Source organism: Kitasatospora sp. NPDC049258 (genome assembly GCF_040678895.1).
In the GTDB taxonomy this organism is placed as follows: Bacteria; Actinomycetota; Actinomycetes; order Streptomycetales; family Streptomycetaceae; genus Kitasatospora.
Window position 1 is genome coordinate 1 of the sequence record NZ_JBFAQT010000043.1, and the last position, 22615, is coordinate 22615.

The window sequence follows — 22615 nt, forward strand, 5'->3', positions numbered from 1 at the left end:
TGATCGGCGGCGCGGTCGCCGCGCCCAACGGCACCAAGCTGGAGCTGTGGCCGTGCACCGGCCAGGCCAACCAGCTCTGGACCGCGAGCTGACCGGCTGACCGCGCAGGGGCCGGGAGACACCGTCTCCCGGCCCCTGCCGCCGCGTGGTGCGGGTCAGGCCAGGAACGGGTCGGCCGGCAGCGCGTCCGGTCCCGGCCCGGCGGTCGCCCAGCGGCCGGACAGCACCCGACCCTGCCCGCCGCCCCGGGCCAGCGAGAGCCGGGAGACGATCCGGTAGCGGTCGCCGCGGTACACCGAGCGGGTGAACTCGACCACCATGCCCTGCTCGTCCTCGGTGACCCGCTCGAACAGCAGGGCGGGGAAGTGCGCCGGCACATCGAGGAGTTCGGCCTCCCGCTCGTCGGTGACGGTCGGCTCGATGGTCTGCACCGCCTCGGCGACCCCGATGCCGTAGCGGCGCTCCAGCAGGTCGTAGAAGGAGTTCTCCTCCAGGTCCCGGGCGGTCAGGCCGGGCACCGCCGACTCCGGGACGTACAGCGTCTCCACCGACATCGGCTGGCCGTCGACCAGCCGCAGCCGGGTGATCCGCAGCACCGGCGAGGCGGGTGCCAGCCGCAGTCGCCGGCCGACCCGGGCGCCCGCGCTGATCCTGGCGAAGTCGACGGTACGGCTGGTCCAGGCGCCCGCGACACCCGCCGTGCGGGGCACCGGCCCGTCGCCGGGCGTCAGCGTCTGCGCGATCTTGGGCTGTGCCACGAACACCCCTTGCCCCTGACGTCGTACCAGCAGACCGTCGCGGACCAGGTCGTCCACCACGGCGCGCAGCGTCGGCCGCGACACGTCGAGATCGGTGCAGAGCCGGCGCTCGGACGGGATGGCGTCGCCGTTGGCCAGTGCCTCGACCAGGTCGAGCAGGTGGTCGCGGATGCGGTTGCGCTTCGCCGATGACCGGGAGAGCTCCCGTTCGGCCGCCTCGTCGGTCACTTCTCGCTGCTCCTCACCGGCCGCCGGAGCCGATCCGGGGCCGCGTTCCGATCGTCCTTCATGATCTCGCTGAATTTACCATTGGTCAAACTATGGCGCGTCGATCGCTGCACTGGTAAAAATTCTCTCGTCTCCGCTGTGCGGCCGGGCTTCGGACCCCTCCCGGCGGAGCGTCTTTCGATTCTCCCTGCCCGCGCCCCCCACCGCGCCGCGGGTCCCTGGAACCACCCCCCCGTGCGAATGAGGTACTGCTGTGAGAAGAAGCGTCGGCTCCGCCGTCACCACCGCGGCACTCGCGGTCTCGCTGCTGACGGCCGGCTGCGGCACCGCCGGAACGGCGCCGAGCGCCGACACCGGCGCGGACGACACCGCGCCGGTCACCATCACCTTCTGGCACGCGTTCACCTCCGAGCGGGAGACCGCCGCGGTGGACAAGGCGCTGGCGCTGTTCCACCAGAAGTACCCCTACATCACCGTCGAGACGGTGAAGGGCCAGACCGACGACAAGATCAACCAGGCGATCCGCGGCGGCACCGGACCGGACGTCGCGGCCTCCTTCAACGCCGGCAACGTCGGCGGGTGGTGCTCCTCCGGCGCCTTCCTCGACCTGGCGCCGAACATCGCCGCCGACCGGGTCGACCTGGCGCAGATCCCGCCGGCCGTCCAGAGCTACACCGCCTACCAGGGCAAGCGCTGCACCCTGCCCTGGCTGGCCGACACCTTCGGCCTGTACTACAACAAGAAGCTCTTCGCCGAGGCCGGCATCGCCGGACCCCCGAAGACCATGACCGAGCTGGCCGAGGACGCCAAGAAGCTGACCAGGTTCAACCCGGACGGCTCGATCAGGACGGCCGGCTTCATGCCGTACTTCGGCGGCTACGAGATGCTCACCGAGCACCTGGTGCCCAGCTGGGGCGGCCAGTGGCTGACCGCCGACGGCAAGTCCAACACCGCCGCCGATCCGGCCTTCGCCGCCGCGCTGACCTGGCAGAAGAGCCTGGTCGACTGGTTCGGCGCGGAGAAGCTCAAGACCTTCAAGTCGGGCATGGCCGCCGAGCAGTCCGCGCAGAACGCCTTCGAGACCGGCAGCCTCGCCATGATGGTGGACGGCGAGTGGCGGACCGCCTTCATCAAGGGCGACGGGGCGGACCTCGACTACGGCACCGCACCGATGCCGGCCGCCGACGGCAAACCGGAGCTGTACGGCGCCGGCTACGTCGGCGGCAACGTGATGGGCATCCCGAAGGGCACCAGGCACGCCGGCGCCGCCTGGAAGCTGCTGAAGTTCCTCACCACCGACACCCAGGCCCTGGTCACCCTCGCCAACGAGGTCGGCAACGTGCCCACCACCCTGCCCGCGCTGGCCTCGCCCGAGCTCACCCTCGCCAAGGACCCGAGGTTCCAGCCGTTCCTGGACGTGTTCAAGAACCCGCACACCAGCACCACCCCGGCCTCGCCGGACGGCGGCGGGTACGTGACCAACTTCGAGCCGTTCGCCGAGAAGTGGCAGGACGGGCAGGTCGGCGACCTCGCCGCGGCGCTGCGCGAGGTCGACCGGCAGAACGACGCCGCCCTGACGCTCGGGCAGTGAGATGACCAGGACCACCTCGCGGCCGGCGCTCCGGCGCCGGCTCGCCCGGCTCGCCTTCCTGTCGCCGTGGCTGATCGGCGTCGCCGTCTTCCTGCTGTACCCGCTGGTCACCACGGTCTACCTGTCCTTCACCAACTCCAACATGATCTCCCCCGCCGCCTGGGTGGGCCTGCGCAACTACCGGTACCTGTTCACCCAGGACCCGCACGTCTGGCAGTCGGTGCGCAACACCGGCTGGCTGGTGGCGGTCATGGTGCCGGCCCAACTGCTCTTCGCCCTCGGGGTGGCCATGCTGACGGCCCGGCTGAAGGCGGGGGCGGGCCTGTTCCGCACCCTGTTCTACCTGCCCGCGCTCGCCCCGCCGGTGGCCGCCACGGTGGCCTTCGTCTTCCTCTTCAACCCCGGCACCGGCCCGGTCGACGAACTGCTGCGCAGCCTGGGCCTGCCCGGGCCGCTCTGGTTCGACTCCGAGAGCTGGTCCAAGCCCGCGCTCACCCTGCTCGCCCTGTGGGGCAGCGGCTCCAGCATGGTGATCTTCCTGGCCGCACTGCTGGACGTGCCGGCCGAGCTGTACGAGGCCGCCGCGCTGGACGGCGCCGGGCCCTGGCAGCGGTTCCGGCACATCACCCTGCCGACCATCGCGCCCGTGCTGCTGTTCTCGGCCGTCACCGGGGTCATCGCCGCGCTCCAGTACTTCACCCAGGCGATGGTCGCCTCCCAGGTGGCCGGCAACAGCCGCAGCGGAGTGGCGGTCGGCTACCCGGGCGGCAGCACCCTGACGTACTCGCAGTGGCTCTACACCACCGGCTTCGGCCAGTTCCACATGGGCTACGCCTGCGCGCTGGCGGTGCTGCTGTTCCTGGTCACCATGGCGTTCACCGTGGTGCTCCTGCGCCGCTCGTCCGCCTTCACCCCGCAGGAGGCCTCATGACGTCCGCCCTCACGCTCCCCGCCCGCCGGGCGGCCGCCGACGCCCACCGGGCCGCCCGCGACCGGGCCCGCCGGCGCCGGGTGCTGATCTGGATCGCCGAGCACACCGTGGCGATCACCCTGGTCCTGCTGTTCACCGGGCCGCTGGTGTTCATCCTGCTCACCTCGCTGATGACCGACCAGCAGTCGATGACCTCGAACTTCTGGCCCGAGCACTGGCAGTGGTCCAACTACGCCGAGGTCTTCCGCCGGGCGCCGATCCTCACCTGGCTCGGCAACACCCTGGTCTACGCCGTCGGCGCGACCCTCGCCATGCTGCTCAGCAGCGTCCCGGTGGCCTACGCGCTGGCCCGGTTCCGCTTCCGCGGCCGTAGCACCGCCTTCCTCGGCGTGCTGACCATGATGATGCTGCCGCCGCAGGTGCTGGTCATCCCGATGTACCTGGTCTGGGCGCAGCTCCACCTCACCGGAACGGTCTGGCCGCTGGTCGTCCCGGCGCTGTTCGGCGACGCCTTCTCGATCTTCCTGCTCCGGCAGTTCCTGCTCACCGTCCCGCAGGAGTACCTGGACGCCGCCCGGATCGACGGCTGCGGCGAACTGCGGGTGCTCACCCGGGTGGTGCTGCCGATGATCAAGCCGGCCGTCGCGGCCGTCGCGCTGTTCCAGTTCTTCTCCGCCTGGAACGACTACTACGGGCCGCTGATCTACACCGGGGAGAACCCGGACAGCTGGACCCTGGCCGTCGGCCTGGCGGGCTTCCGCAGCTCGCAGGCGGTCGAGTGGAACCTCACCATGGCCGCCACCCTGATCGCCATGGTCCCCGTGATCATCGTGTTCTTCCTCGCCCAGAAGGCCTTCATCGAAGGCGTCACCATGACAGGAGTCAAGGGTTGAAGATCGTCGTCGTCGGTGGAGGCTCGACCTACACCCCCGAACTCGCGGACGGCTTCGCCAGGTTGCGCGACCAGCTGCCGCTGGACGAACTGGTCCTGGTCGATCCGGAGCCCGGCCGCCTCGACCTGGTCGGCCCGCTCTCCGCCCGGATCCTCGCCCGGCAGGGCCACCCCGGCAAGGTCAGCTGGACCACCGACCTGGACGGCGCCCTCGACGGCGCCTCGGCCGTCCTGCTCCAGCTGCGGATCGGCGGCCAGGCCGCCCGGCACTCGGACGAGACCTTTCCGCTGGAGTGCGGCTGCGTCGGCCAGGAGACCACCGGCGCCGGCGGCCTGGCCAAGGCGCTGCGCACCGTCCCGGTGGTGCTGGAGATCGCCGAGCGGGTCCGCCGGGCGAGCCCGGACGCCTGGATCGTCGACTTCACCAACCCGGTCGGCATCGTCACCCGCGCGCTGCTCGACGCCGGCCACAAGGCGGTCGGCCTGTGCAACGTCGCCAAGGGCTTCCAGCACACCTTCGGCGAGTGGCTCGGCGTCGACCCGGAGAAGGTCGAACTGGACCACGTCGGCCTCAACCACCTCACCTGGGAGCGCGGCGTCCGGGTCGACGGCGTGGACGTGCTGCCCAGGCTGCTCGCCGAGCACGCCGACTCGATGGCCGCCCGCTGCCTGCTCCCGCCGGAGCTGCTGCACCGGCTCGGCGTCATCCCCTCCTACTACCTGCGCTACTACTACGGCCACGACGCCGTGGTCGCCGACCAGCGGGCCCGGCCCTCCCGGGCGCAGGAGGTCGCCGCGCTGGAGCAGCAACTGCTGGAGCTGTACGCCGACCCGGCCCTGGACGCCAAGCCCACGCTGCTCGGGGAGCGCGGCGGCGCGTTCTACTCCGAGGCCGCGGTCGCCCTGGTCGGCGGGCTGCTCCGGGACACCGGCGAGATCCAGGTCGCCAACGTGCGCAACGGCACCACCCTCCCGTTCCTCCCGCCGGACGCCGTGATCGAGGTGCCCGCCCGGATCGGCGCGCGGGGCGCCGAGCCGCTGCCGGTCGCCCCGCTGGAGCCGCTCTACGCCGGCTTGGTCGCGCACGTCTCGGCCTACGAGGAGCTGGCCCTGCGGGCGGCACTGGAGGGCGGTGTGGAGCTGGTCGAGAACGCGCTGCTCGCCCACCCGCTGATCGGCCAGTACGAGCAGGCCCGCAAGCTGGCCGAACAGCTGGTCGCGGCCGACGCGGCACACCTGCCGTGGAGCCGCGGATGACCGGGGAGGCGCTGTTCCTGGCCGTCGACGGCGGCAACAGCAAGACCGACGCCTACCTGGGCACCGCCGAGGGCCTGCTGCTCGGCGGCGTGCGCGGCGGCCCGTTCCGTCCCCAGGTCACCGGACTCGGCCCGGCCCTGGACGAACTCGGCGCCCTGATCGCCACCCTGCTGCACCGCCACCTGCCCGACGGGCGCCCGGTCGAGCGACTCTCCGCCTTCCTGGCCGGGGCCGATCTGCCCGAGGAGGAACGGCAGTTGACGTCCGCGCTGGCCGAGCGCGGCTGGGCCCGGCACAGCCACGCCGGCAACGACACCTTCGCGCTGCTGCACGCCGGCGCCGCCGAAGGCTGGGGCGTGGCCGTGGTCTGCGGCACCGGCATCAACTGCGTCGGTGTCGCCCCGGACGGCACCGTGGCCCGCTTCCCCGCACTCGGCGCGATCTCCGGCGACTGGGGCGGCGGCGCCGACCTCGGCCGCGCGGTGCTCTGGCACGCCGTGCGGGCCGAGGACGGCCGGGGCCCGGCCACCACCCTGTCCGGCGCGGTCGCCGCGCACTTCGGCCTGGCCGGCGCCGCCGAGGTCACCGAGGCCCTGCACCTGGGCACCCTGCCGCCCGACGCGCCCAACGGGCTCACCCGCCCGCTGTTCGAGGCCGCCACCCTGGGCGACCGGGCGGCCCGGAGCATCCTCGACCGGCAGGCCGACGAGATCGCCGCGATGGGCCTCGCCGCGCTGCGCCGGCTCGACCTGCTCGACCGGCCGGTGGACGTCGTCCTCGGCGGCGGCATCCTGGCCGCCCGCCACCCGTACCTGGCCGGCCGGGTCGCGGAACGCTTCGCGGCCGCACCGCACGCCGTCCTGCGCACCGTCACCCTGCCACCGGTCGCCGGGGCGGCCCTGCACGCGCTCGGCGAGCTGCACCGCGCGGACCGTACCGGCGAGGACCACCGCTACGCCCGCGACCTGGTGGTCAAGCAGTTCGCCACCGGACCGCAGGACCTCCCGCCGGAGGCCCTGCGATGAGCGCCGAACTGCACCGCTGGGCCGACGCCTGCATCCTGCCCGGCTTCGACGGCCCGTGCGCCCCGCAGTGGCTGCTGCGCCGGATCGCGGACGGCGTCCGCGGCGTGGTGCTGTACCACGGCAACATGGCCGGCCCCGAGCAGCTCGCCGAACTCACCGCGGCCCTGCGCGCGGAGAACCCGGACCTGCTGATCGGCCTGGACGAGGAGGGCGGCGACGTCACCCGGCTCTTCCTGGACGAGGGCAGCCCCTGGCCCGGCAACCTCGCCCTCGGCCACGCCGACGACCTCGACCTGACCCGGCGCACCGCGCGGGCCATCGGCACCCGGCTCGCCGAACTCGGCGTCAACCTGGACCTCGCCCCGGTGGTCGACGTCAACACCGAGTCCGGCAACCCGGTGATCGGCACCCGCTCCTTCGGCAGCGACCCCGAGCGGGTGGCCGCGCACAGCGCGGCCTTCGTCACCGGCCTGCAGTCCACCGGGGTGGCCGGCTGCGCCAAGCACTTCCCGGGCCACGGTTCCACCACCGTCGACTCGCACCACGACCTGCCGGTGGTCACCGAGGGCCGCGCGGAGTTCGAGGCGACCGCCTTCCCGCCGTTCCGGGCCGCCGTCGCGGCCGGGGTGGCGGCCGTGATGACCGCCCACATCCTGCTGCCCGCCTACGACCGGGTCCCGGCCACGGTCAGCCGGACCCTGCTCACCGACGTGCTGCGCGGCCGGCTCGGTTTTCAGGGCGCGGTGATCACGGATTCGCTGGAGATGGACGCCGTGCACGACCGCTACGGCATCGCGGGCACCGCGGTCCGGGCGATCGCCGCCGGCGCGGACGGCCTGTGCGTCGGCACCCACCGGGGCGAGGCCCGGGCCCGGATGCTCCGCGAGGAGCTGGCCGGCGCGGTGACCGCCGGTGAGCTGCCTGCCGAGCGGCTGGCCGAGGCGGCCGGCCGGATCGCCGGACTCGCCGAACGGGCCCGCCCCGAGCGTTGTCTGACGGATGATCAGGACGAGGTGGGGCTCGTGGCCGCCCGGCGGGCGCTGCTGGCCCGCGACCTCCCGGTGCTCGGCGAGGCCCCCGTGGTGCTGGAGTTCCAGCACGAGCCCACCCCCGCCATCGGTGCGACCGCCTGGGGCCTGGGCGAGGTGCTGGCCCGGCAGCTGCCGCAGGCCCGGGTGGTCCGGGTGAGCGATCCGGCCGCGCCGCTGCCGCCGCTGCCCGCCGGCCGGACGGTGCTGGCGGTGGTCCGCGACCTGCACCGCCACCCGGCGACCCGGGCCGCCGTCGAGGCCCTGCTGGCGGCCAGGCCGGACACCGTCCTGGTCGAGATGGGCCTGCCGCACCACCGCCCGCCCGCCGCGGCGGCCTACCTGGCCACTCACGGCGCCTCCCGGGCCGCCGCGCTCGCGGCGACCGAGCTGCTGCTCGGCCGGCCGCTGGACCACTGACCCCCCCGCCACACCCCCTCGATCCGGAGAAGACCCACGATGGAGTACACCCACCTCGGCCGTACCGGCCTGTCCGTCTCCCGCCTGTGCCTGGGCACCATGAACTTCGGCGGCCAGACCACCGAGCCGGACGCCCACCGGATCCTCGACGCCGCTCACGAGGCCGGCATCAACCTGATCGACACCGCGGACGTCTACGGCTGGACGGTCACCAAGGGGCTCACCGAGGAGATCCTGGGCAACTGGTTCGCCCAGGGCGGCGGCCGCCGCGAGCGCACCGTCCTCGCCACCAAGGGCTACGGCACCATGCCCGAGCTCGGCGAGGGCTGGCCCAACAGCGGCCGGCTGTCCGCCCTGCACATCCGGCGCGCGGTCGAGGCCAGCCTGCGGCGGCTGCGGACGGACCACATCGACCTCTACCAGATGCACCACATCGACCGGGCGACGCCGTGGGACGAGATCTGGCAGGCGATGGAGGTGCTGATCGCCCAGGGCAAGATCCTCTACGTCGGCTCCAGCAACTTCGCCGGCTGGCACATCGCCACCGCCCAGGCGGCCGCGGCCAGGCGCGACCTGCTCGGCCTGGTCAGCGAGCAGTCGGTCTACAACCTGCTGGAGCGGGCGGTGGAGAGCGAGCTCATCCCCGCCGCCCGCCACCACGGCCTCGGCCTGCTGCCCTACTCGCCGCTCAGCGGCGGCCTGCTCGGCGGCATCCTGCGCCGCACCGCCGAGGGCGGCCGCCGGGCCGACGAGGCCCTGCGCGGCAAGGCCGAGCGGTTCCGCGAGCCGATCGCCGCCTACGAGGCCCTCTGCGAGGAGCTCGGCCTGCCGCCCGCCCGGGTCGCCCTGGCCTGGCTGCTGCACCGGCCCGCCGTGACCGCCCCGATCGTCGGCCCGCGCACCATGGAGCAGCTGGCGGCCGGGCTGGAAGCCCTCGAGGTCACCCTCGACGAGGCCACCCTGGCCCGGCTGGACGAGATCTTCCCGCCGCACCGCGAGGCCCCGGAGTGCTACGCCTGGTGACCGGTGGCCGGTGACCGGCCCGCCCGCCGCCCGGTGCAGGTGGTCGCGCGGCGGGCGAGCCGTGGTGGTTCAATGTTCCCCGCCAGCAAGGCACTTGATCACGGGGAAAGCAGGCGCAACGTGCGGAAGTCGTACTACGCGGCACATGTCTACATGATCCTCGGCCTGATATCGGGCCTCTACTACCGGGAGCTCACCAAGCTCAACCACTTCGAGGGCGACACCCAGTTGGCGGTGGTGCACACCCACCTGCTCGCCCTCGGGATGCTGGGCTTCCTGATCGTCCTCGCCCTCGACAAGCAGTTCGGGCTGTCCGGGGCCAAGCAGTTCACGTACTTCTACTGGTGCTACAACGCGGGCATCGCGATCACCGTCCTCGCCATGACCTACCGCGGCACCCTCACCGTCCTCGGCCACACCGTCCCGGAGGCCGTCTCGATGATCGCGGGCCTCGGGCACATCGTGCTCACCGTGGGCCTGATCCTGCTCTTCGTCCTGCTCGGCAAGCGCCTCAAGGACGACGCCGGTGCTCCCGTCGTGCCGGAGCCCGGCCGCACCGAGGTCTGAGCCCCGGCGCCACCCGGCCTTCGGTCAGGAGCCCTGCCGGTCGGCGACGAGGCGCTGCTGGGCCTCGATCAGGCGGCGCTGCTCGTCGATCATCCGCTGCTGGGTGGCGACCATCTCCTGGACCTGGCGCTGCCACTCCTGCTGCCACCACCGGGCGTCATGGGTCGCGGCCGGGTCGGGCCGCGGCGCCTCGGTGGTGGGTGCGGGGGCCGGCGGCGGTGCGGTCCCGAGGCCCGGCTCGGGGTCGCCGCTGCCCGGGGCGCAGTCGGCCATCGAGATCGGCCGGAAGTCCGCGCGCCGGGCGGTCAGCGGGGTGCCGGCGGCCACCGGTTCCACCCGGACGTCGACCAGGCCGGAACACAGGTTCGCGCCGAGCGCGGCGAAGGCTCCGGCGGACAGGTCGAGGCACCGGTGGCCGGGGTCGGTGAACGGCCCCCGGTCGGTGATCCGCACGGCGACCGAGCGGGTGGAGCGCCGGTCGGTGACCTTGACGACCGTGCCGAACGGCAGGGTGCGGCTGGCCGCGGTCATCTCGGCCGCGTGGAACGGCGCCCCGGAGGCTGTGGCCGCCCCCTCCGCGCCCTCGTCCCGCGCGCCGTACCAGGACGCGGTGCAGTTCTGCGGTGCGGGCAGCGCCGCCTCGGCGGAGGGCAGCAGCACGGCAACCCCCGTACCGCCGAGGGCGGTTGCCACCAGTACGGCCAACCAGCGGTTCCTCGGGAGTCGCCTGCGTCCCATGCCCACCCCTCCGTAGCAGTCCGGGCGGTGGTCCGTCGTCCGATGGTCCCGTGCCGCCCGTGCGGAGGAACGGCCCGGCGGCGCCCACCGGTTCACACCGGGTGCCGACCCGGGCCGCGGGGCTGACGTGGCATCGGCTGAACCCGGAGCGGTGCACGGGCCGTTCCTCCGGTCGAGGGCTCCTCCGGACAACGCGGACGGACCTGCGGCCGCCCGTGGGCGGGTTGCCGTCGAGGGCGGCGGCCCTGCGGCCCGGGTCCGCCCCGTGCGTCCCGGCGGGAGTCGGAACAGCGCTCGGGGGGCGCCCTTGTGGGAGGGCGCCCCCCGAGTGTGTCCGCGCCGCCCGCCGGCGCGTCCGCCCATGTCCCCTCTCAGGAGAATCCTCATGACCAGACACCGGTTCAGCCAACGGCGCCGGATCGCGGCAGCGGCCACGGCTCTCGCCGCCGGAGGCGTCTTCGTGGTCGCGCAGAGCTACGCGCCGGCCGCGACCAGCGACCCGATCGGCCTCAACGCCGTCTACGAGTACCTGGGTTGGGGCAAGGCGCAGGACCCGGTCGCGGTGATGAACGCCACCGGCGTCAAGCAGTTCACCCTCTCCTTCGTGCTGGCGGGCAAGGACGGCGGCTGCGACCCGCTGTGGGACGGCTCCCGGCCGTTGACCGGCGGTGACGACGAGGCGAAGATCAAGGCGATCCGGGCCGCCGGCGGGGACGTGCTGGCCTCGTTCGGCGGTTGGGACGGCGCCAAGCTCGGCGAGAAGTGCGGCACGGCGGCCGAACTCGCCGACGCCTACCAGAAGGTGATCGACGCGTACCACCTCAAGGCGATCGACATCGACATCGAGGACGTCGAGTACAAGGACGCCGAGATCCGCCAGAAGGTGGTCGACGCGCTCAAGATCGTCAAGGGCCGGAACCAGGGTCTGCTGGTCTACGTCACCTTCGCCGCCAATCCCGACGCTCCCGAGGCCGAGGGCCTCGACCTGATCGGCAAGGCCGCCAAGGCCGGCCTTGAGGTGGACGGCTGGACCGTCATGCCGTTCGACTTCGACAGCCACACCGGCACCATGGCCGAGGCCACCGCCTCCGCGGTCACGGGGCTGCAGAAGGCGGTGGCGACCGCGTACGGCTACGACGCGGACAAGGCCTGGCGGCACTCGGGCCTCTCCTCGATGATCGGGCGCACCGACCAGACGGGCGAGCAGGTGTCGGTGGCCGACCTCACGGCGATGCGCGACTTCGCGGCCACGCACCACCTGGCGCGGTTCACCTTCTGGGCGGTCAACCGGGACCGGGCCTGCGCCGGTGCCTACGCGGAGTCCGAGTGCAGCGGGATCGCCCAGGGCGACTACGAGTTCACCAAGGTGGTGGCCGGCTACCACGTGGACTCGGTCCCGGGTGACGGCGCCTGCGCGGCCCCGGGAGCGACCCCGTCCGCCACCGCCTCGGCGAGTGCCACCCCGTCGGCGACCGCGGCCCCGTCGAAGAGCGGGTCGGGGTCGGCCTCGCCGTCGGCGACCCGGACGCACTCGAAGAGCCCGCAGCCGTCCGCCGACCCGACCACCGCCAAGCCTGCGGACGACGGCGAGGACGACGGGGACGAGGACGAGCAGCGGCAGGCCCGGCGCAGCGCCGCCCAGGTCAGCGACCAGCCCGCGGTGCCCCGCGACGACAGCGACGACGACGGGGACGACGAGGACGACGACGAGGAAACGCGGATGGGGAGGAGCGCCTCCACCGCCCCGGCCGAGCCGGCCGTCTCCAGGAGCCCGTCGGCCTCCGGGTCCGCCTCCGGGTCCGCTTCGGCGTCCACGTCCGGGTCCGCTTCGGCATCCGCGTCTGCCTCTGCCTCAGCGTCCGGATCTGCGTCCGCCTCCAGGAGCCCCGCACCCAGCCGGAGCACCTGCGCGAGCCCGACCACCGTCCCCTCGGCGCCGGTCTCCGCCCCTGCCTCCGCGGTGGCGACGGCGACCAGGAGTGCCACCCCCACCCCCACCCCCACGGCCACCAAGCCCGAGGAGTGCACCGCACCGGGCTCCACCTGCCGCACGGCGACCCCGACCCCGACGCCGACCCCGACGCCCACCCCGACCCCCACTCCGGCGGACTCCAGCACCCCGCCCGCCGCCAAGCCCAAGCCCCCGGCCACCCAGCCGCAGGACAAGGGCGGTGACGGCCAGCTGGCCTCGACCGGCGGCGGTGACGCCACCAGTGTGGTCGTCGCGGGAGCGGGTGCGCTGCTGCTGCTCGGTGGCGGCTTCGGCTTGGTCGGCGCCCGCCGCCGGCGCAACTCCCGGCCGGCCGAGTAGCCAGGACCGGGCCCGGAACACCGGGGGCGGCCGGCGGAGGGTCCCGCCGACCGCCCCCGGTGCCGTCACGGCCGTTCAGCGCGGACAGTCCACCCGGATCTGGGCCGCCGCGAGGTGCGCGTAGGTCTTCTGGCCGGATCCGGTGAAGTCCAGGCCGCGGTTGTGGAGTTTGACGGTCAGCGTGCCGTTGCGGGCGGCGAACGAACCCGCGTCGACCCAGCTGCCCCGGTTCCCGATCTGGTCGACGGTGAAGGATCCGAGGTCGCCGCCCGAGCCCGCGCCGACCGTGTAGTACGCGGGGGCGCCGCCGACCTGCTTGACCGAGGAACTGGTCGGCACGTAGACGGCCACCGTGCAGGCGGCCGTCGTGGTGCCGACGTCGAAGGTCCACTGCGCGTAGAAGCTCGGGTCGTCCTTGTTCCGGTCGCCGGACATCGGGACGGCCTCGAACCGGCCGTCACAGGAGTCGCCTGCGTAACCCCCGCTGTTCACGGTGTTCCAACCGCCGGCGCCCTCGCTGAAGGCGCCGACCTCCTTGAAGTGGCCGCCGGGGCCGGCGCACCCGAAGCCGGCCACGGCCCGGAACGGGGCCGGTCCGGCGGGCGGCAGGGTGGCCGCGGGCGGTGCGGGGGCGGTGGTCCGCGGTGCGGCGGTGGTCGCCGGGGCCGTCGCGGTGGGGGTCTGCGGTGACGGACTCGCCGCGGCGGAGGGCGAGTCGGACGCGGACGGGGAGGGTGAGTCGGAGGCCGGTGCGGCGGCCGAGGCCGGCGGGTGCGGCCGGCCGCGACTGCCGGCCGGGCCGGTGCCCTCGGGCCCGGCCGCGCTGCCGGCGGCCGCCGGATCGGTGGCCGGTGCGGACTCCGGGCGCAGGCCGGGGGAGACCACCAGTAGCACCGTACCGACCACCATGCAGCCGATCATGACGCCCCGTCGCGCGTCCCAGAAGCCGGGTGCCGTCGAGCGCTCGCCGCCGTGTGCGGCCACCGTCCGGCGTCCGAGCGGCAGTTGGGCGGGCCGGAGCCGGCCGGCCGCGTCCACGGCGGTGCGGCGCACCGAGCTGCCGACCGTCGCGGCCCGCGCGCTCACCTGCTGCCAGGGGCCGAGCAGCCGTTCGCCCAGGCTCTGGCCGCGGTCGGCGGTCGTGTCCACCCAGGGCAGGTGCAGACCGTGGTCGGCCTCCGGCTGCCGGGGGCCGGGAAGACTGTAGTGGGTATCGGTCATCGGGTGGTCCGTTTCTGCGTCGAGGCTCCGGTGGGGGCGCCCGGCAGCGGGGCGAGGAGGCGCGGACCGGGCGCCGCGGCCGGCCCGAGGAGCTCGATCCGGACGCCGGTGCGGGAGGTGCTCGGCGCCGCCGCGGCCCTGGCGACCGCGGCGACCGAGGTGCCCGAGGCGGGCCGGGAGGCCGCGGCGGTGGCCGCGAACGAGGGCGGACCCACCGCGAGGACGGCGGCGGCCGCCAGGCCCAGAGCGGCCGCGGCCGGGACGAGGACGGCCGACCGTCCGCGCGTCGTTGTCATGGTGTGTCCCTTCATGGCTCTCCTCGGTGGCCGGACGGCGCGACGGCGCCGACCGGCGGGTGAACCCCCGCCCGGTGCGCGGCCGTTCCTCCGGTCGGGTCCCGCTTCCCCGGTGGGGCCCGGCCGTGCGGACAGCACCCGGGGTGCGCCATCCCCTGTCCCGGGCGGGCGCCTGTCGTCGGGCCGGCTGTTTCGGCGTGGGGTCGGGCATCTTCGGGGCACCGTCTTCCTGTGACCGGCGACCGGGGGTTCGCCCGGTTCAACGGCGCCGCGCCGTCGCCGGGTTCACCGGCCGGCCCCGCCCCGGTGAACCCGGCGGATGCCGGGTCCCGTTCCACCAGCGGCGGGCACGTCCACGGCCCCGCGGAGTCCCCCGAACGGAGTGCTGCATGCAGCGAGACCAGAACCGGCCCGTCCTGCGGCTGAAGCCGCGGGTGGTCCGTGCGGTGCTGATCGCAGGGGCCGCCTCGGCGGTGGTGGCCACGGTGGCCGTCAGCGGCGGTCCCGGCTCGGGCACGGCGGGCCGTGCGCCGACCGTGGCGGCCCCCGCGGGCCGGACGCCCGCGGCGACCATGGCGCCCTCGCCCACCGCGGCCGGAGACCCGGTGCCGAGCGGCTCGGCCGAGCCGTCGCAGCGGCGGAGCCCGGAGGAGTCCTCGCCCGCGTCCGGCCCGCCCGGCGCGACCCCGGTGGCGGTGCGCGACACCACGGGCGCTGACGCCGGGTCGCCGGCCGGCGCGGCCCTGACCACCGCCCCGGCGCCGCCCGGCAGCACCCCGCCGAAGCCGGCCCCGAGCACGGTCGTCACCGGCAGCGACCTGAGCGGCCCCCGGCTCAAGGACATCGCCCAGCAGCTGGTCTCCAGCGCGGAGAACTCCTCACTGGACTGGCGGGCCCAGTACGGCTACATCGAGGACATCAAGGACGGCCGGGGCTACACCGGCGGCCTGATCGGCTTCACCTCGGGCACCCACGACATGCTCGAACTGGTCCGGCACTACCGGGATCTGAAGCCGGACAACCCGCTGGCGCGGTACCTCCCCGCGCTGGCCGCGGTGGACGGCTCCGCCTCGCACCAGGGCTTGGACCCGACCTTCCCCGCCGACTGGGCGAAGGCCGCCCAGGACCCGGCCTTCCGGCGCGCCCAGGACGACGAGCGGGACCGCGCCTACTTCGACCCGGCGGTGCGCCAGGCCAAGGCCGACGGGCTGCGCGCGCTCGGCCAGTTCAGCTACTACGACGCCATCGTGATGCACGGTCCCGGCAGCGACCCGGTGAGCTTCGGCGGGATCCGAGCCGCCGCGATGCGCCGGGCCAGGACGCCCGCCCAGGGCGGAGACGAGACCACCTACCTGAACGCCTTCCTGGACGCCCGCCGGGCGGCGATGCTCACCGAGCGGGCGCACCACGACACCAGCAGGGTGGACACCGAGCAGCGCTGGTTCCTCCAGGCCGGCAACCTCGACCTGGCGGCGCCGCTGCGCTGGCGGGTGCACGGCGACACCTACCTGATCGGCGGCTGAGCCGGAGCTTCGGCAAAGCCCGTTGACGATGATGGCGGTGCACCATCAGCAGGGCCACTATCAGCAGGGCCACCATCAACAGGCGTGCACGGTCGACGGGAGTGAAGGCGGCGGGATGAACGGCGGATCAAAACGGCCCCCCGGCCCGCGCCGGCGACGGCGGGCCATCGTGCTGGCGGTGGCAGCCGCCCTGCTCGGGGCCCCGGCACTGCACCACCTGCTCGACCGGGCGGCCCAGGCGCCCCCGGGCCTCAGCGTGCCCGCCCCGGCCGGTGCGGACCCCGCTCCGCCGCCGCCCGCCCCCTGAACGCCGGATCCACGAACGGAAGAGGCAGTCATGCGGAACGTGCTCGTCACCGGAGCCACCGGGACGGTGGGCGGCGCGCTGGTCGCGCGACTGCTCGGCGAGGGAGTGCGGGTACGGGCGCTGGTGCGCTCGGCGCCGCGCGCGGCGGGACTGCTGCCGCCGGGCGTCGCGGTGGCGGTCGGTGACGTGACCGACCCGGCCTCGGTGCGGGCGGCCGTCCGGGGCTGCGACACCGTCTTCCACACCGCCGGCCTGCCCGAGCAGTGGCTCAGGGACCCGGAGGCGTTCACCCGGGTGAACACCGACGGCACCCGGCACCTGGTGGCGGCGGCGCTCGCCGAGGGCGTGGAGTGCTTCGTCCACACCAGCACCATCGACGTGTTCGAGCGTGCGCCGGGCCGCCCGTTCGACGAGTCCCGGCTGGCCGCGCGCCCGCTGGAGACCCCGTACGAGCGGTCCAAGCAGGAGGCCGACCGGCTGGTCACCGCCGCGGTCGCGGAGGACGGCCTGCCGGCCCGGACCGTCCACCCGTCGGCGGTCCACGGCCCGGGCCCGGCGGTGGTGACCATGAACAACCTGCTCGACCGGCTGCGCCGCAACCAGGTCCCGATGCTGCCGCCGGGCGGCATGTCGGTGGTGTTCTCCGAGGACGTGGCGGCCGGCCAGCTGCTCGCGGCCGCGGCGCCGGTGGGCTCCCGGTTCATCCTGTCCGACCGCTATCTGACGATGCGCGAGATCGCCGAAACGGTGGCCGGTCTGTTCCCCGGCGTCCGGGTGCCCCGTACCCTGCCGGGCCTGCCGGCCGCCCTGCTGGCCGAGACGGGCGAGCTGTTCTCCCGGTTGACCGGTCGGCCGCCGCTGCTCGCCACCGGCGAACTCCACTTCCTGCGCTCGGAGTCGGTGGCCGACGCCACCCGGGCGCGGGTCGAACTCGGCTGGCGCGCGACCCCGTTCGCGGACGCACTGGCCCGCACCCTGGCCGCGCTCGACCTGGCCCCCTGAATAATTGGGAAACTTTCCTAACGATACATATTGACCGTGCCCGCTCAGGCGTCGATTCTGTACGTTACTCAGGCCGCTCCTCCCCGGGGAGCCTCGGCCGAGCACTGCGCACTCCTGAACCCCCATGCAGGAAGGCAAGGTCACGGCAGATGAACGCCACCCCCGAGAGCGCGGTCACGAGCACGGTCACGAGCGCGGCCGCGCCACCACGTACGCGCTGAGCGTCCGTCGCCCCGCTCGCCCACCCCCGACACCGGACGGCAGCGGTGCTGCCCTGCACAGTCCTGCCCTGCTCCGTCCTGCCCGGCCCCGTCCGCGCCGCCGCGCAGCCCCGCAGACCCCGAGGAGCTCCATGGACCGACCCTCGCGCAGAAAACTGCTCGCCGCAGCGCTCGGCACGGCCGCGGCGGCCGGCCTCCCCGCGCCCGCCTTCGCCGCCGGCAGCACCCTGGCGGTGTCCAGCTGGAAGCTGCGCTGGTCGCCCTCCGCGGCCGCCGACGGCCTCGCCGCCTTCGAGACGGTGGAGGACGACCGGGCGCACTCGCACCCGGGCGGCCACCCGCACATCCTCCCGCAGGGCGACACCTACCGCTGGAACATGCACCTGGTCGACCGGGACACCAAGACCGACCGGCAGCGCCAGGAGGTCACCGGCATGCGCAGCCCGGCCGGGGGCCCCGCGCTGGAGTGGCTGCCGGGGGAGACCTGGCGGACCACCTACGCCATGTACATCCCCTCCTCGCTACGGGCGACCACCACCTGGTCCGACGTCCTGCAGATCAAGCAGCCGGGCACCGGCACCCTGCCGATCGTGGTGCAGGGGCTGCGCCGGGCCGGCGCTGCGCAGACCATCGAGCTGACCATGCCGGGCGCCGGCATCCACCTCGGCGACACCAGCCTCGATCCGCTGCACGACAGCTGGGTGGACGTCGACTTCCGGATCAGGGTCGGCGACCGGACCTCGGGTTCGGTCCGCTGGGTGCTGCGCCGCGCCGGCGTGACGCTGATCGACGTCACCAGGACCGGCATCGACACCTTCCTCGCCGACCGGGTCCGGCCCAAGTGGGGCATCTACCGTTCCCTGAACGACACTTCGGGCTCGCTGCGGGACTGCTACCTGCTCACCAGGGACATGCGCGGATACCAGCTGGTGAGCGGTTCCTCCGGGGTGTACCAGGCCGAGGAGGCCCGGATCTCGCAGGGCACGGTGGAGTCCGAGCACTCCGGCCACAGTGGTTCCGGTTACGTCAACCTGGCCGACACCAAGGGCAGTTACCTGGAGTGGACGGTGGAGTCCGGCGCCCCGGCCGGCGCCGCGCTGGACCTGCGCCACGCCAACGGGAGCCCGACCGACCGTCCGATGGACATCTCCGTCAACGGCGCCGTGGTGGGCGCGGGCCGGCCCTTCGGCCCGACCGGCAGCTGGGACACCTGGGCGACGAGCACCCTCCCGATCACCCTCCGGGCGGGGACCAACACCATCCGGGCGACCACCGCCAGCGCGGCCGGCGGCCCGAATCTCGACAGGATCACTGTTCGCTGACGCCCCCTACGTCAGCCGATTCCGGAAGCGAGCACCATGCCCTCCACCAACCCGAGACCACGACTGATCGGTGCCGTGCTGGCCGCCGCCCTCGGCCCGGCCGCCCTGCTGCTGGCCCCGGCGCACCCCGCCTCGGCGGCCACCGGTCGGTACGAGGCGGAGAGCGCCACGCTCTCCTCGGCGACCACCGCGAGCAACCACGCCGGATTCTCCGGCAGCGGCTTCGTCGACTACACCAACACCACCGGCGGGTACGTCCAGTGGTCGGTCGACGCGGCCGCCGCCGGCAGTGCCACCCTCACCCTCCGCTACGCGAACGGCACCTCGGCCGACCGGTCGATGGACATCAGCGTCAACGGCACGGTCGTCGCGGCCGCCCGGTCGTTCCCGGGCACCGGCTCCTGGGACACCTGGGCCACCGCCACCCTCACCGTGCCGCTCAAGGCCGGCGCCAACACCGTCCGGGCGACCGCCACCACCGCGAGCGGCGGCCCGAACACCGACTACCTGGAGGTCACCCCGCAGAGCGGCTCCGGCCCCGGCGCGATGGCCGCGGCGCCCTACGAGTACCTGGGCTGGGGCAGCCCGCAGAAGCCGACCGACGTGATGGCCGCCACCGGCGCCAAGTGGTTCACGCTGGCCTTCATCCTCTCCGACGGCTCCTGCAACCCGAAGTGGGACGGCAGCCGGGCGCTGGCCGGCGGCACCGACGAGGCCGCGATCAACTCGATCCGGGCGGCCGGCGGCGACGTGGTGGTCTCGGTCGGCGGTTGGAGCGGCAACAAGCTGGGCGAGAAGTGCGCCAGCGCCACCGCGCTGGCCGGCGCCTACCAGAAGGTGATCAACGCCTACCACCTCAAGGCCCTGGACATCGACATCGAGGACACCGAGTTCTCCAACGCCACCGTCCGGCAGCGGGTGGTCGACGCCCTGAAGCTGGTGAAGAGCGCCAACCCCGGCATCGTCACCTACGTGACCATGGGCACCACCCCGACCGGCCCCGACGCCACCGGCAAGGACCTGATCAAGCGGGGGGCCGCGGCCGGACTCGGCAACGACGGCTGGGTGGTGATGCCGTTCGACTTCGGCGGCCACAGCGGCAGCATGGGCCAGGCCTCGGTCGGTGCGCTGGAGGGGCTCAAGGCGGCGGTCAAGAGCGCCTACGGCTACAGCGACGACGCGGCCTACCGCCACATCGGGGTCTCGTCCATGAACGGAAAGACCGACGAGGCCGGCGAGAGCGTCACCACCGGCGACTTCCGGACCATCCTGTCGTACGCCCAGCAGCACCACATCGCCCGGTACTCGTTCTGGTCGGTCAACCGTGACCGCGCCTGCGGCTCGGGCACCGACGCCGACGCCTGCAGCGGCGTCCCGCAGTCCCCGTACGAGTTCACCAAGATCGTCGTCCAGTACCAGGGCTGAGGAGCTCCCGATGAACCGTACGCACAGAACGGGCTGCACCCTGCTGGCGGCCGCGGGCCTGCTGGTGGGCGTGGTCGCGGCGCCGTCCGCCTCGGCCGCCGCCACCCGGTACGAGGCGGAGAGCGCCACCGTCACGCTGGGCGCGGTGGAGTCCAACCACCTGGGGTACTCGGGCACCGGCTTCGTCAACGGCGACAACGTGAGCGGCAGTTCGGTGGAGTTCACGGTGAACGCCGCGAGCGCCGGCACCGCGGTGATCGGCATCCGCTACGCCAACGGCACCGCCCTGGACCGCCCGGGCGACGTCACGGTCAACGGCGCCGTGGTCTCGGCGGCCCGCTCCTTCCCGTCCACCGGCACCTGGGACGACTGGACCACCGCCACGGTCACCGCGCAGGTGACCGCGGGTGCCAACCGGATCCGGCTGACCTCGACCAGCGCCAACGGCCTGCCCAACCTGGACTACCTGGACCTCGACCTCACCGCGCCGACCACCGACTACCAGGCCGAGGACGCGGCCCTCGGCCAGGCCGCGGTCGCCACCAACCACAGCGGCTACACCGGCACCGGCTTCGTCGACTACGCCAACACCGCCGGCGGCTCGGTGGAGTTCACGGTGAGCGCGGCCACCGCGGGCAGCACCGCGCTGGAGTTCCGCTACGCCAACGCGGGCACGGCGGACCGGCCGCTGGACATCGCGGTCAACGGCGCGGTGGTGGCCTCCGGCGTCTCCTTCCCGCCCACCGCGAACTGGGACACCTGGGCGGTGCGGACCGTCAACGTCACCCTGGCCGCCGGCAGCAACCGGATCCGCGCCACCGCCACCGGCACCGACGGCGGCCCCAACCTGGACCGGCTCCGGGTGGGCGCGGGCGCCGACACCACCCCGCCGACCCGCCCCGGCACTCCCGTCTGCTCGGGCATCGGGCCGAACGGCCTCACCCTGGCCTGGGGCGCCGCCGCCGACAACGTCGGCGTCAGCGCCTACGACATCTACGAGCACGGCAACAAGCTCGCCGAGGCCCCGGGGGACACCACCGGCAAGCAGCTCACCGGTCTCACCCCCGCCACCACCTACAACCTCACCGTGATCGCCCGTGACGCGGCGGGCAACGCCTCACCGGCCAGCGTCGCGATCGACTGCACCACGCAGGCCGGTACCGACCCGCTGCCCGGCAGGCCCGGCACGCCGACCGTCTCGGCGGTCGACTCCACCGGCGCCACCCTCACGTGGGGTGCCTCCACGGACGACAAGGGCGTGGTGGCGTACGAGATCCGCAGCGGCAGCGCGGTGCTCAAGACGGTGACCGGCACCCCGCCGGCCACCTCCACGGCGGTGACCGGGCTGGCCTGCGACGCCCCGTTCACCCTGACCGTGGTGGCCGAGGACACCGCGGGCGGCTACTCCCCGCCCTCCGCCCCGGTCTCCTTCACCACCGGTGCCTGCGCCGCCGACGGCGGGGTACCCGGCTCGCCGGCGACCCTGTCCGGCGGCTGGACCGTGCCCTGGGGCGTCTCCTGGATGCCGGACGGCAAGAGCGCCCTGGTGACCGAGCGGGACAGCTTCAAGGTGTTCACCCTCACCACGGGCGGGACCAAGGCCCAGGTCGGCACCGTGCCCAACGCGGTGACCACGGACGGCGAGGGCGGCCTGCTGGGCGTGGCCGTCGACCCCAACTGGTCGAGCAACCACTACGTGTACTTCATGCACACCGCCGCCGAGGGCAACCGGATCGTGCGGATGACGTACAACGGCAGCACGCTCGGCGGGTACACCGTGCTGCTCCAGGGGATCCAGAAGAACCGCTACCACAACGGCGGCCGGCTGGCCTTCGGCCCGGACGGCTACCTGTACGCCTCCACCGGCGACGCCCAGACCTCCAACCAGGCGCAGGACAAGAACTCGCTCAACGGCAAGATCCTGCGGCTGACCACCGACGGCAGGCCGGCCCCCGGCAACCCGTTCGACAACTACGTCTACAGCTACGGCCACCGCAACCCGCAGGGCCTGGCCTTCGACCGCAACGGGCGGCTGTGGGAGGCGGAGTTCGGCGACTCCAAGCGGGACGAACTCAACCTGATCAAGCCCGGCGCCAACTACGGCTGGCCGATCTGCGAGGGCACCTGCAGCACGGCCGGGATGACCAACCCGAAGGCCAGCTGGCCGGTCAACGAGGCCTCGCCCAGCGGCATCGCGATCGTCCGCAACGTGGTCTACATGGCCGCGCTGCGCGGTGAGCGGATGTGGCGGATCCCGATCAACGGCGGCACCGAGAACGTCGGCACGCCTACCTCGTACTACGTCGGCACCTACGGGCGGCTGCGTACGGTCAGCAAGGTGCCCGGCCAGGACCAGCTCTGGCTGACCACCACCAACGCCGACAACAACGGCGGCGCGGCGGACGGCGCGGACAAGATCTTCCGGATCACCATCGGCTGAGGCCGGACCGGCGGCCGGGCGGCGGTGAACCCCCGCCCGGCCACCGGCCGTACCAGGAAGGAGGAGTACCGACCAGCCGAACCAGCCCG

The 22615-nt window shown here is 73.8% G+C and carries 18 protein-coding genes and 1 pseudogene; 15 read left to right on the forward strand and 4 right to left on the reverse strand.

The features are described from left to right. Positions 1-155: 155 nt before the first annotated feature. Positions 156-986, reverse strand: coding sequence for a GntR family transcriptional regulator (locus tag AB0K43_RS26585; protein WP_363644012.1), 831 nt, complete (start codon positions 984-986; stop codon positions 156-158). Between the two features lie 253 nt (positions 987-1239). Here AB0K43_RS26585 and AB0K43_RS26590 point away from each other — a divergent pair, with 253 nt between their 5' ends. From AB0K43_RS26590 to AB0K43_RS26625, 8 genes are all read left to right on the forward strand, one after another. Continuing rightward, positions 1240-2577: an ABC transporter substrate-binding protein gene (locus tag AB0K43_RS26590; protein WP_363644014.1), complete on the forward strand. Its 1338-nt coding sequence runs from the start codon at positions 1240-1242 to the stop codon at positions 2575-2577. Position 2578: 1 nt separating this feature from the next. Continuing rightward, a complete protein-coding gene (locus AB0K43_RS26595) occupies positions 2579-3508 on the forward strand; it encodes a sugar ABC transporter permease (RefSeq protein WP_363644016.1) in 930 nt (309 codons plus the stop codon). After that, positions 3505-4401 (forward strand): carbohydrate ABC transporter permease, encoded by an 897-nt coding sequence (locus tag AB0K43_RS26600; RefSeq protein ID WP_363644018.1) that lies wholly within the window; start codon positions 3505-3507, stop codon positions 4399-4401. The genes AB0K43_RS26595 and AB0K43_RS26600 overlap by 4 nt, the downstream gene beginning before the upstream one ends. Continuing rightward, complete coding sequence (locus tag AB0K43_RS26605) at positions 4398-5657, forward strand: 6-phospho-beta-glucosidase (protein WP_363644020.1); 1260 nt, start codon at positions 4398-4400, stop codon at positions 5655-5657. Before AB0K43_RS26600 ends, AB0K43_RS26605 begins: the two co-directional genes overlap by 4 nt. Further along, positions 5654-6682 carry a BadF/BadG/BcrA/BcrD ATPase family protein gene (locus AB0K43_RS26610; RefSeq protein ID WP_363644022.1) on the forward strand — a complete coding sequence of 343 codons (1029 nt, stop codon included), beginning with the start codon at positions 5654-5656 and terminating at the stop codon, positions 6680-6682. The genes AB0K43_RS26605 and AB0K43_RS26610 overlap by 4 nt, the downstream gene beginning before the upstream one ends. Continuing rightward, entirely contained in the window at positions 6679-8130 is a 1452-nt protein-coding gene (locus AB0K43_RS26615; RefSeq protein WP_363644024.1) for a glycoside hydrolase family 3 protein, read from the forward strand. The genes AB0K43_RS26610 and AB0K43_RS26615 overlap by 4 nt, the downstream gene beginning before the upstream one ends. A 39-nt stretch (positions 8131-8169) precedes the next feature. Then, positions 8170-9153: an aldo/keto reductase gene (locus AB0K43_RS26620; protein ID WP_363644026.1), complete on the forward strand. Its 984-nt coding sequence runs from the start codon at positions 8170-8172 to the stop codon at positions 9151-9153. A 120-nt stretch (positions 9154-9273) separates the two neighbouring features. Further along, entirely contained in the window at positions 9274-9720 is a 447-nt protein-coding gene (locus AB0K43_RS26625) for a DUF2871 domain-containing protein (protein ID WP_363644028.1), read from the forward strand. A 24-nt stretch (positions 9721-9744) separates the two neighbouring features. Here the strand turns inward: AB0K43_RS26625 and AB0K43_RS26630 are convergent, their stop codons facing one another. Beyond that, complete coding sequence (locus AB0K43_RS26630) at positions 9745-10425, reverse strand: septal ring lytic transglycosylase RlpA family protein (protein ID WP_363644030.1); 681 nt, start codon at positions 10423-10425, stop codon at positions 9745-9747. Positions 10426-10843: 418 nt separating this feature from the next. On the opposite strand from AB0K43_RS26630, the gene AB0K43_RS26635 reads away from it, so the two are divergent. Further along, positions 10844-12769 carry a chitinase gene (locus AB0K43_RS26635; RefSeq protein ID WP_363644032.1) on the forward strand — a complete coding sequence of 642 codons (1926 nt, stop codon included), beginning with the start codon at positions 10844-10846 and terminating at the stop codon, positions 12767-12769. Between the two features lie 75 nt (positions 12770-12844). On the opposite strand, the gene AB0K43_RS26640 is transcribed toward AB0K43_RS26635, so the two are convergent. Both AB0K43_RS26640 and AB0K43_RS26645 read right to left on the reverse strand, forming a co-directional pair. Then, positions 12845-13990: a hypothetical protein gene (locus AB0K43_RS26640; RefSeq protein WP_363644034.1), complete on the reverse strand. Its 1146-nt coding sequence runs from the start codon at positions 13988-13990 to the stop codon at positions 12845-12847. Then, entirely contained in the window at positions 13987-14286 is a 300-nt protein-coding gene (locus tag AB0K43_RS26645) for a hypothetical protein (RefSeq protein ID WP_363644036.1), read from the reverse strand. The genes AB0K43_RS26640 and AB0K43_RS26645 overlap by 4 nt, the downstream gene beginning before the upstream one ends. Before the next feature lie 836 nt (positions 14287-15122). Between AB0K43_RS26645 and AB0K43_RS26650 the strand changes: the two are divergent. The 6 genes and pseudogenes from AB0K43_RS26650 to AB0K43_RS26675 form a co-directional block, all read left to right on the forward strand. Further along, positions 15123-15809, forward strand: a pseudogene (locus AB0K43_RS26650) (chitosanase); the annotation flags it as partial. A 178-nt stretch (positions 15810-15987) separates the two neighbouring features. Beyond that, positions 15988-16116 carry a hypothetical protein gene (locus AB0K43_RS26655; protein ID WP_363644038.1) on the forward strand — a complete coding sequence of 43 codons (129 nt, stop codon included), beginning with the start codon at positions 15988-15990 and terminating at the stop codon, positions 16114-16116. A 30-nt stretch (positions 16117-16146) separates the two neighbouring features. After that, a complete protein-coding gene (locus AB0K43_RS26660; RefSeq protein WP_363644039.1) occupies positions 16147-17118 on the forward strand; it encodes an NAD-dependent epimerase/dehydratase family protein in 972 nt (323 codons plus the stop codon). 352 nt (positions 17119-17470) lie between these two features. Next, the gene (locus AB0K43_RS26665; RefSeq protein WP_363644041.1) at positions 17471-18661 is read left to right on the forward strand and encodes a carbohydrate-binding protein; all 1191 of its coding nucleotides are present in this window, start codon (positions 17471-17473) and stop codon (positions 18659-18661) included. Between the two features lie 36 nt (positions 18662-18697). Continuing rightward, the gene (locus tag AB0K43_RS26670; RefSeq protein ID WP_363644043.1) at positions 18698-20086 is read left to right on the forward strand and encodes a carbohydrate-binding protein; all 1389 of its coding nucleotides are present in this window, start codon (positions 18698-18700) and stop codon (positions 20084-20086) included. Positions 20087-20096: 10 nt separating this feature from the next. After that, on the forward strand, positions 20097-22526 hold the full coding sequence (locus tag AB0K43_RS26675) for a PQQ-dependent sugar dehydrogenase (RefSeq protein WP_363644045.1): 2430 nt from the start codon (positions 20097-20099) through the stop codon (positions 22524-22526). Positions 22527-22615 lie beyond the last annotated feature (89 nt).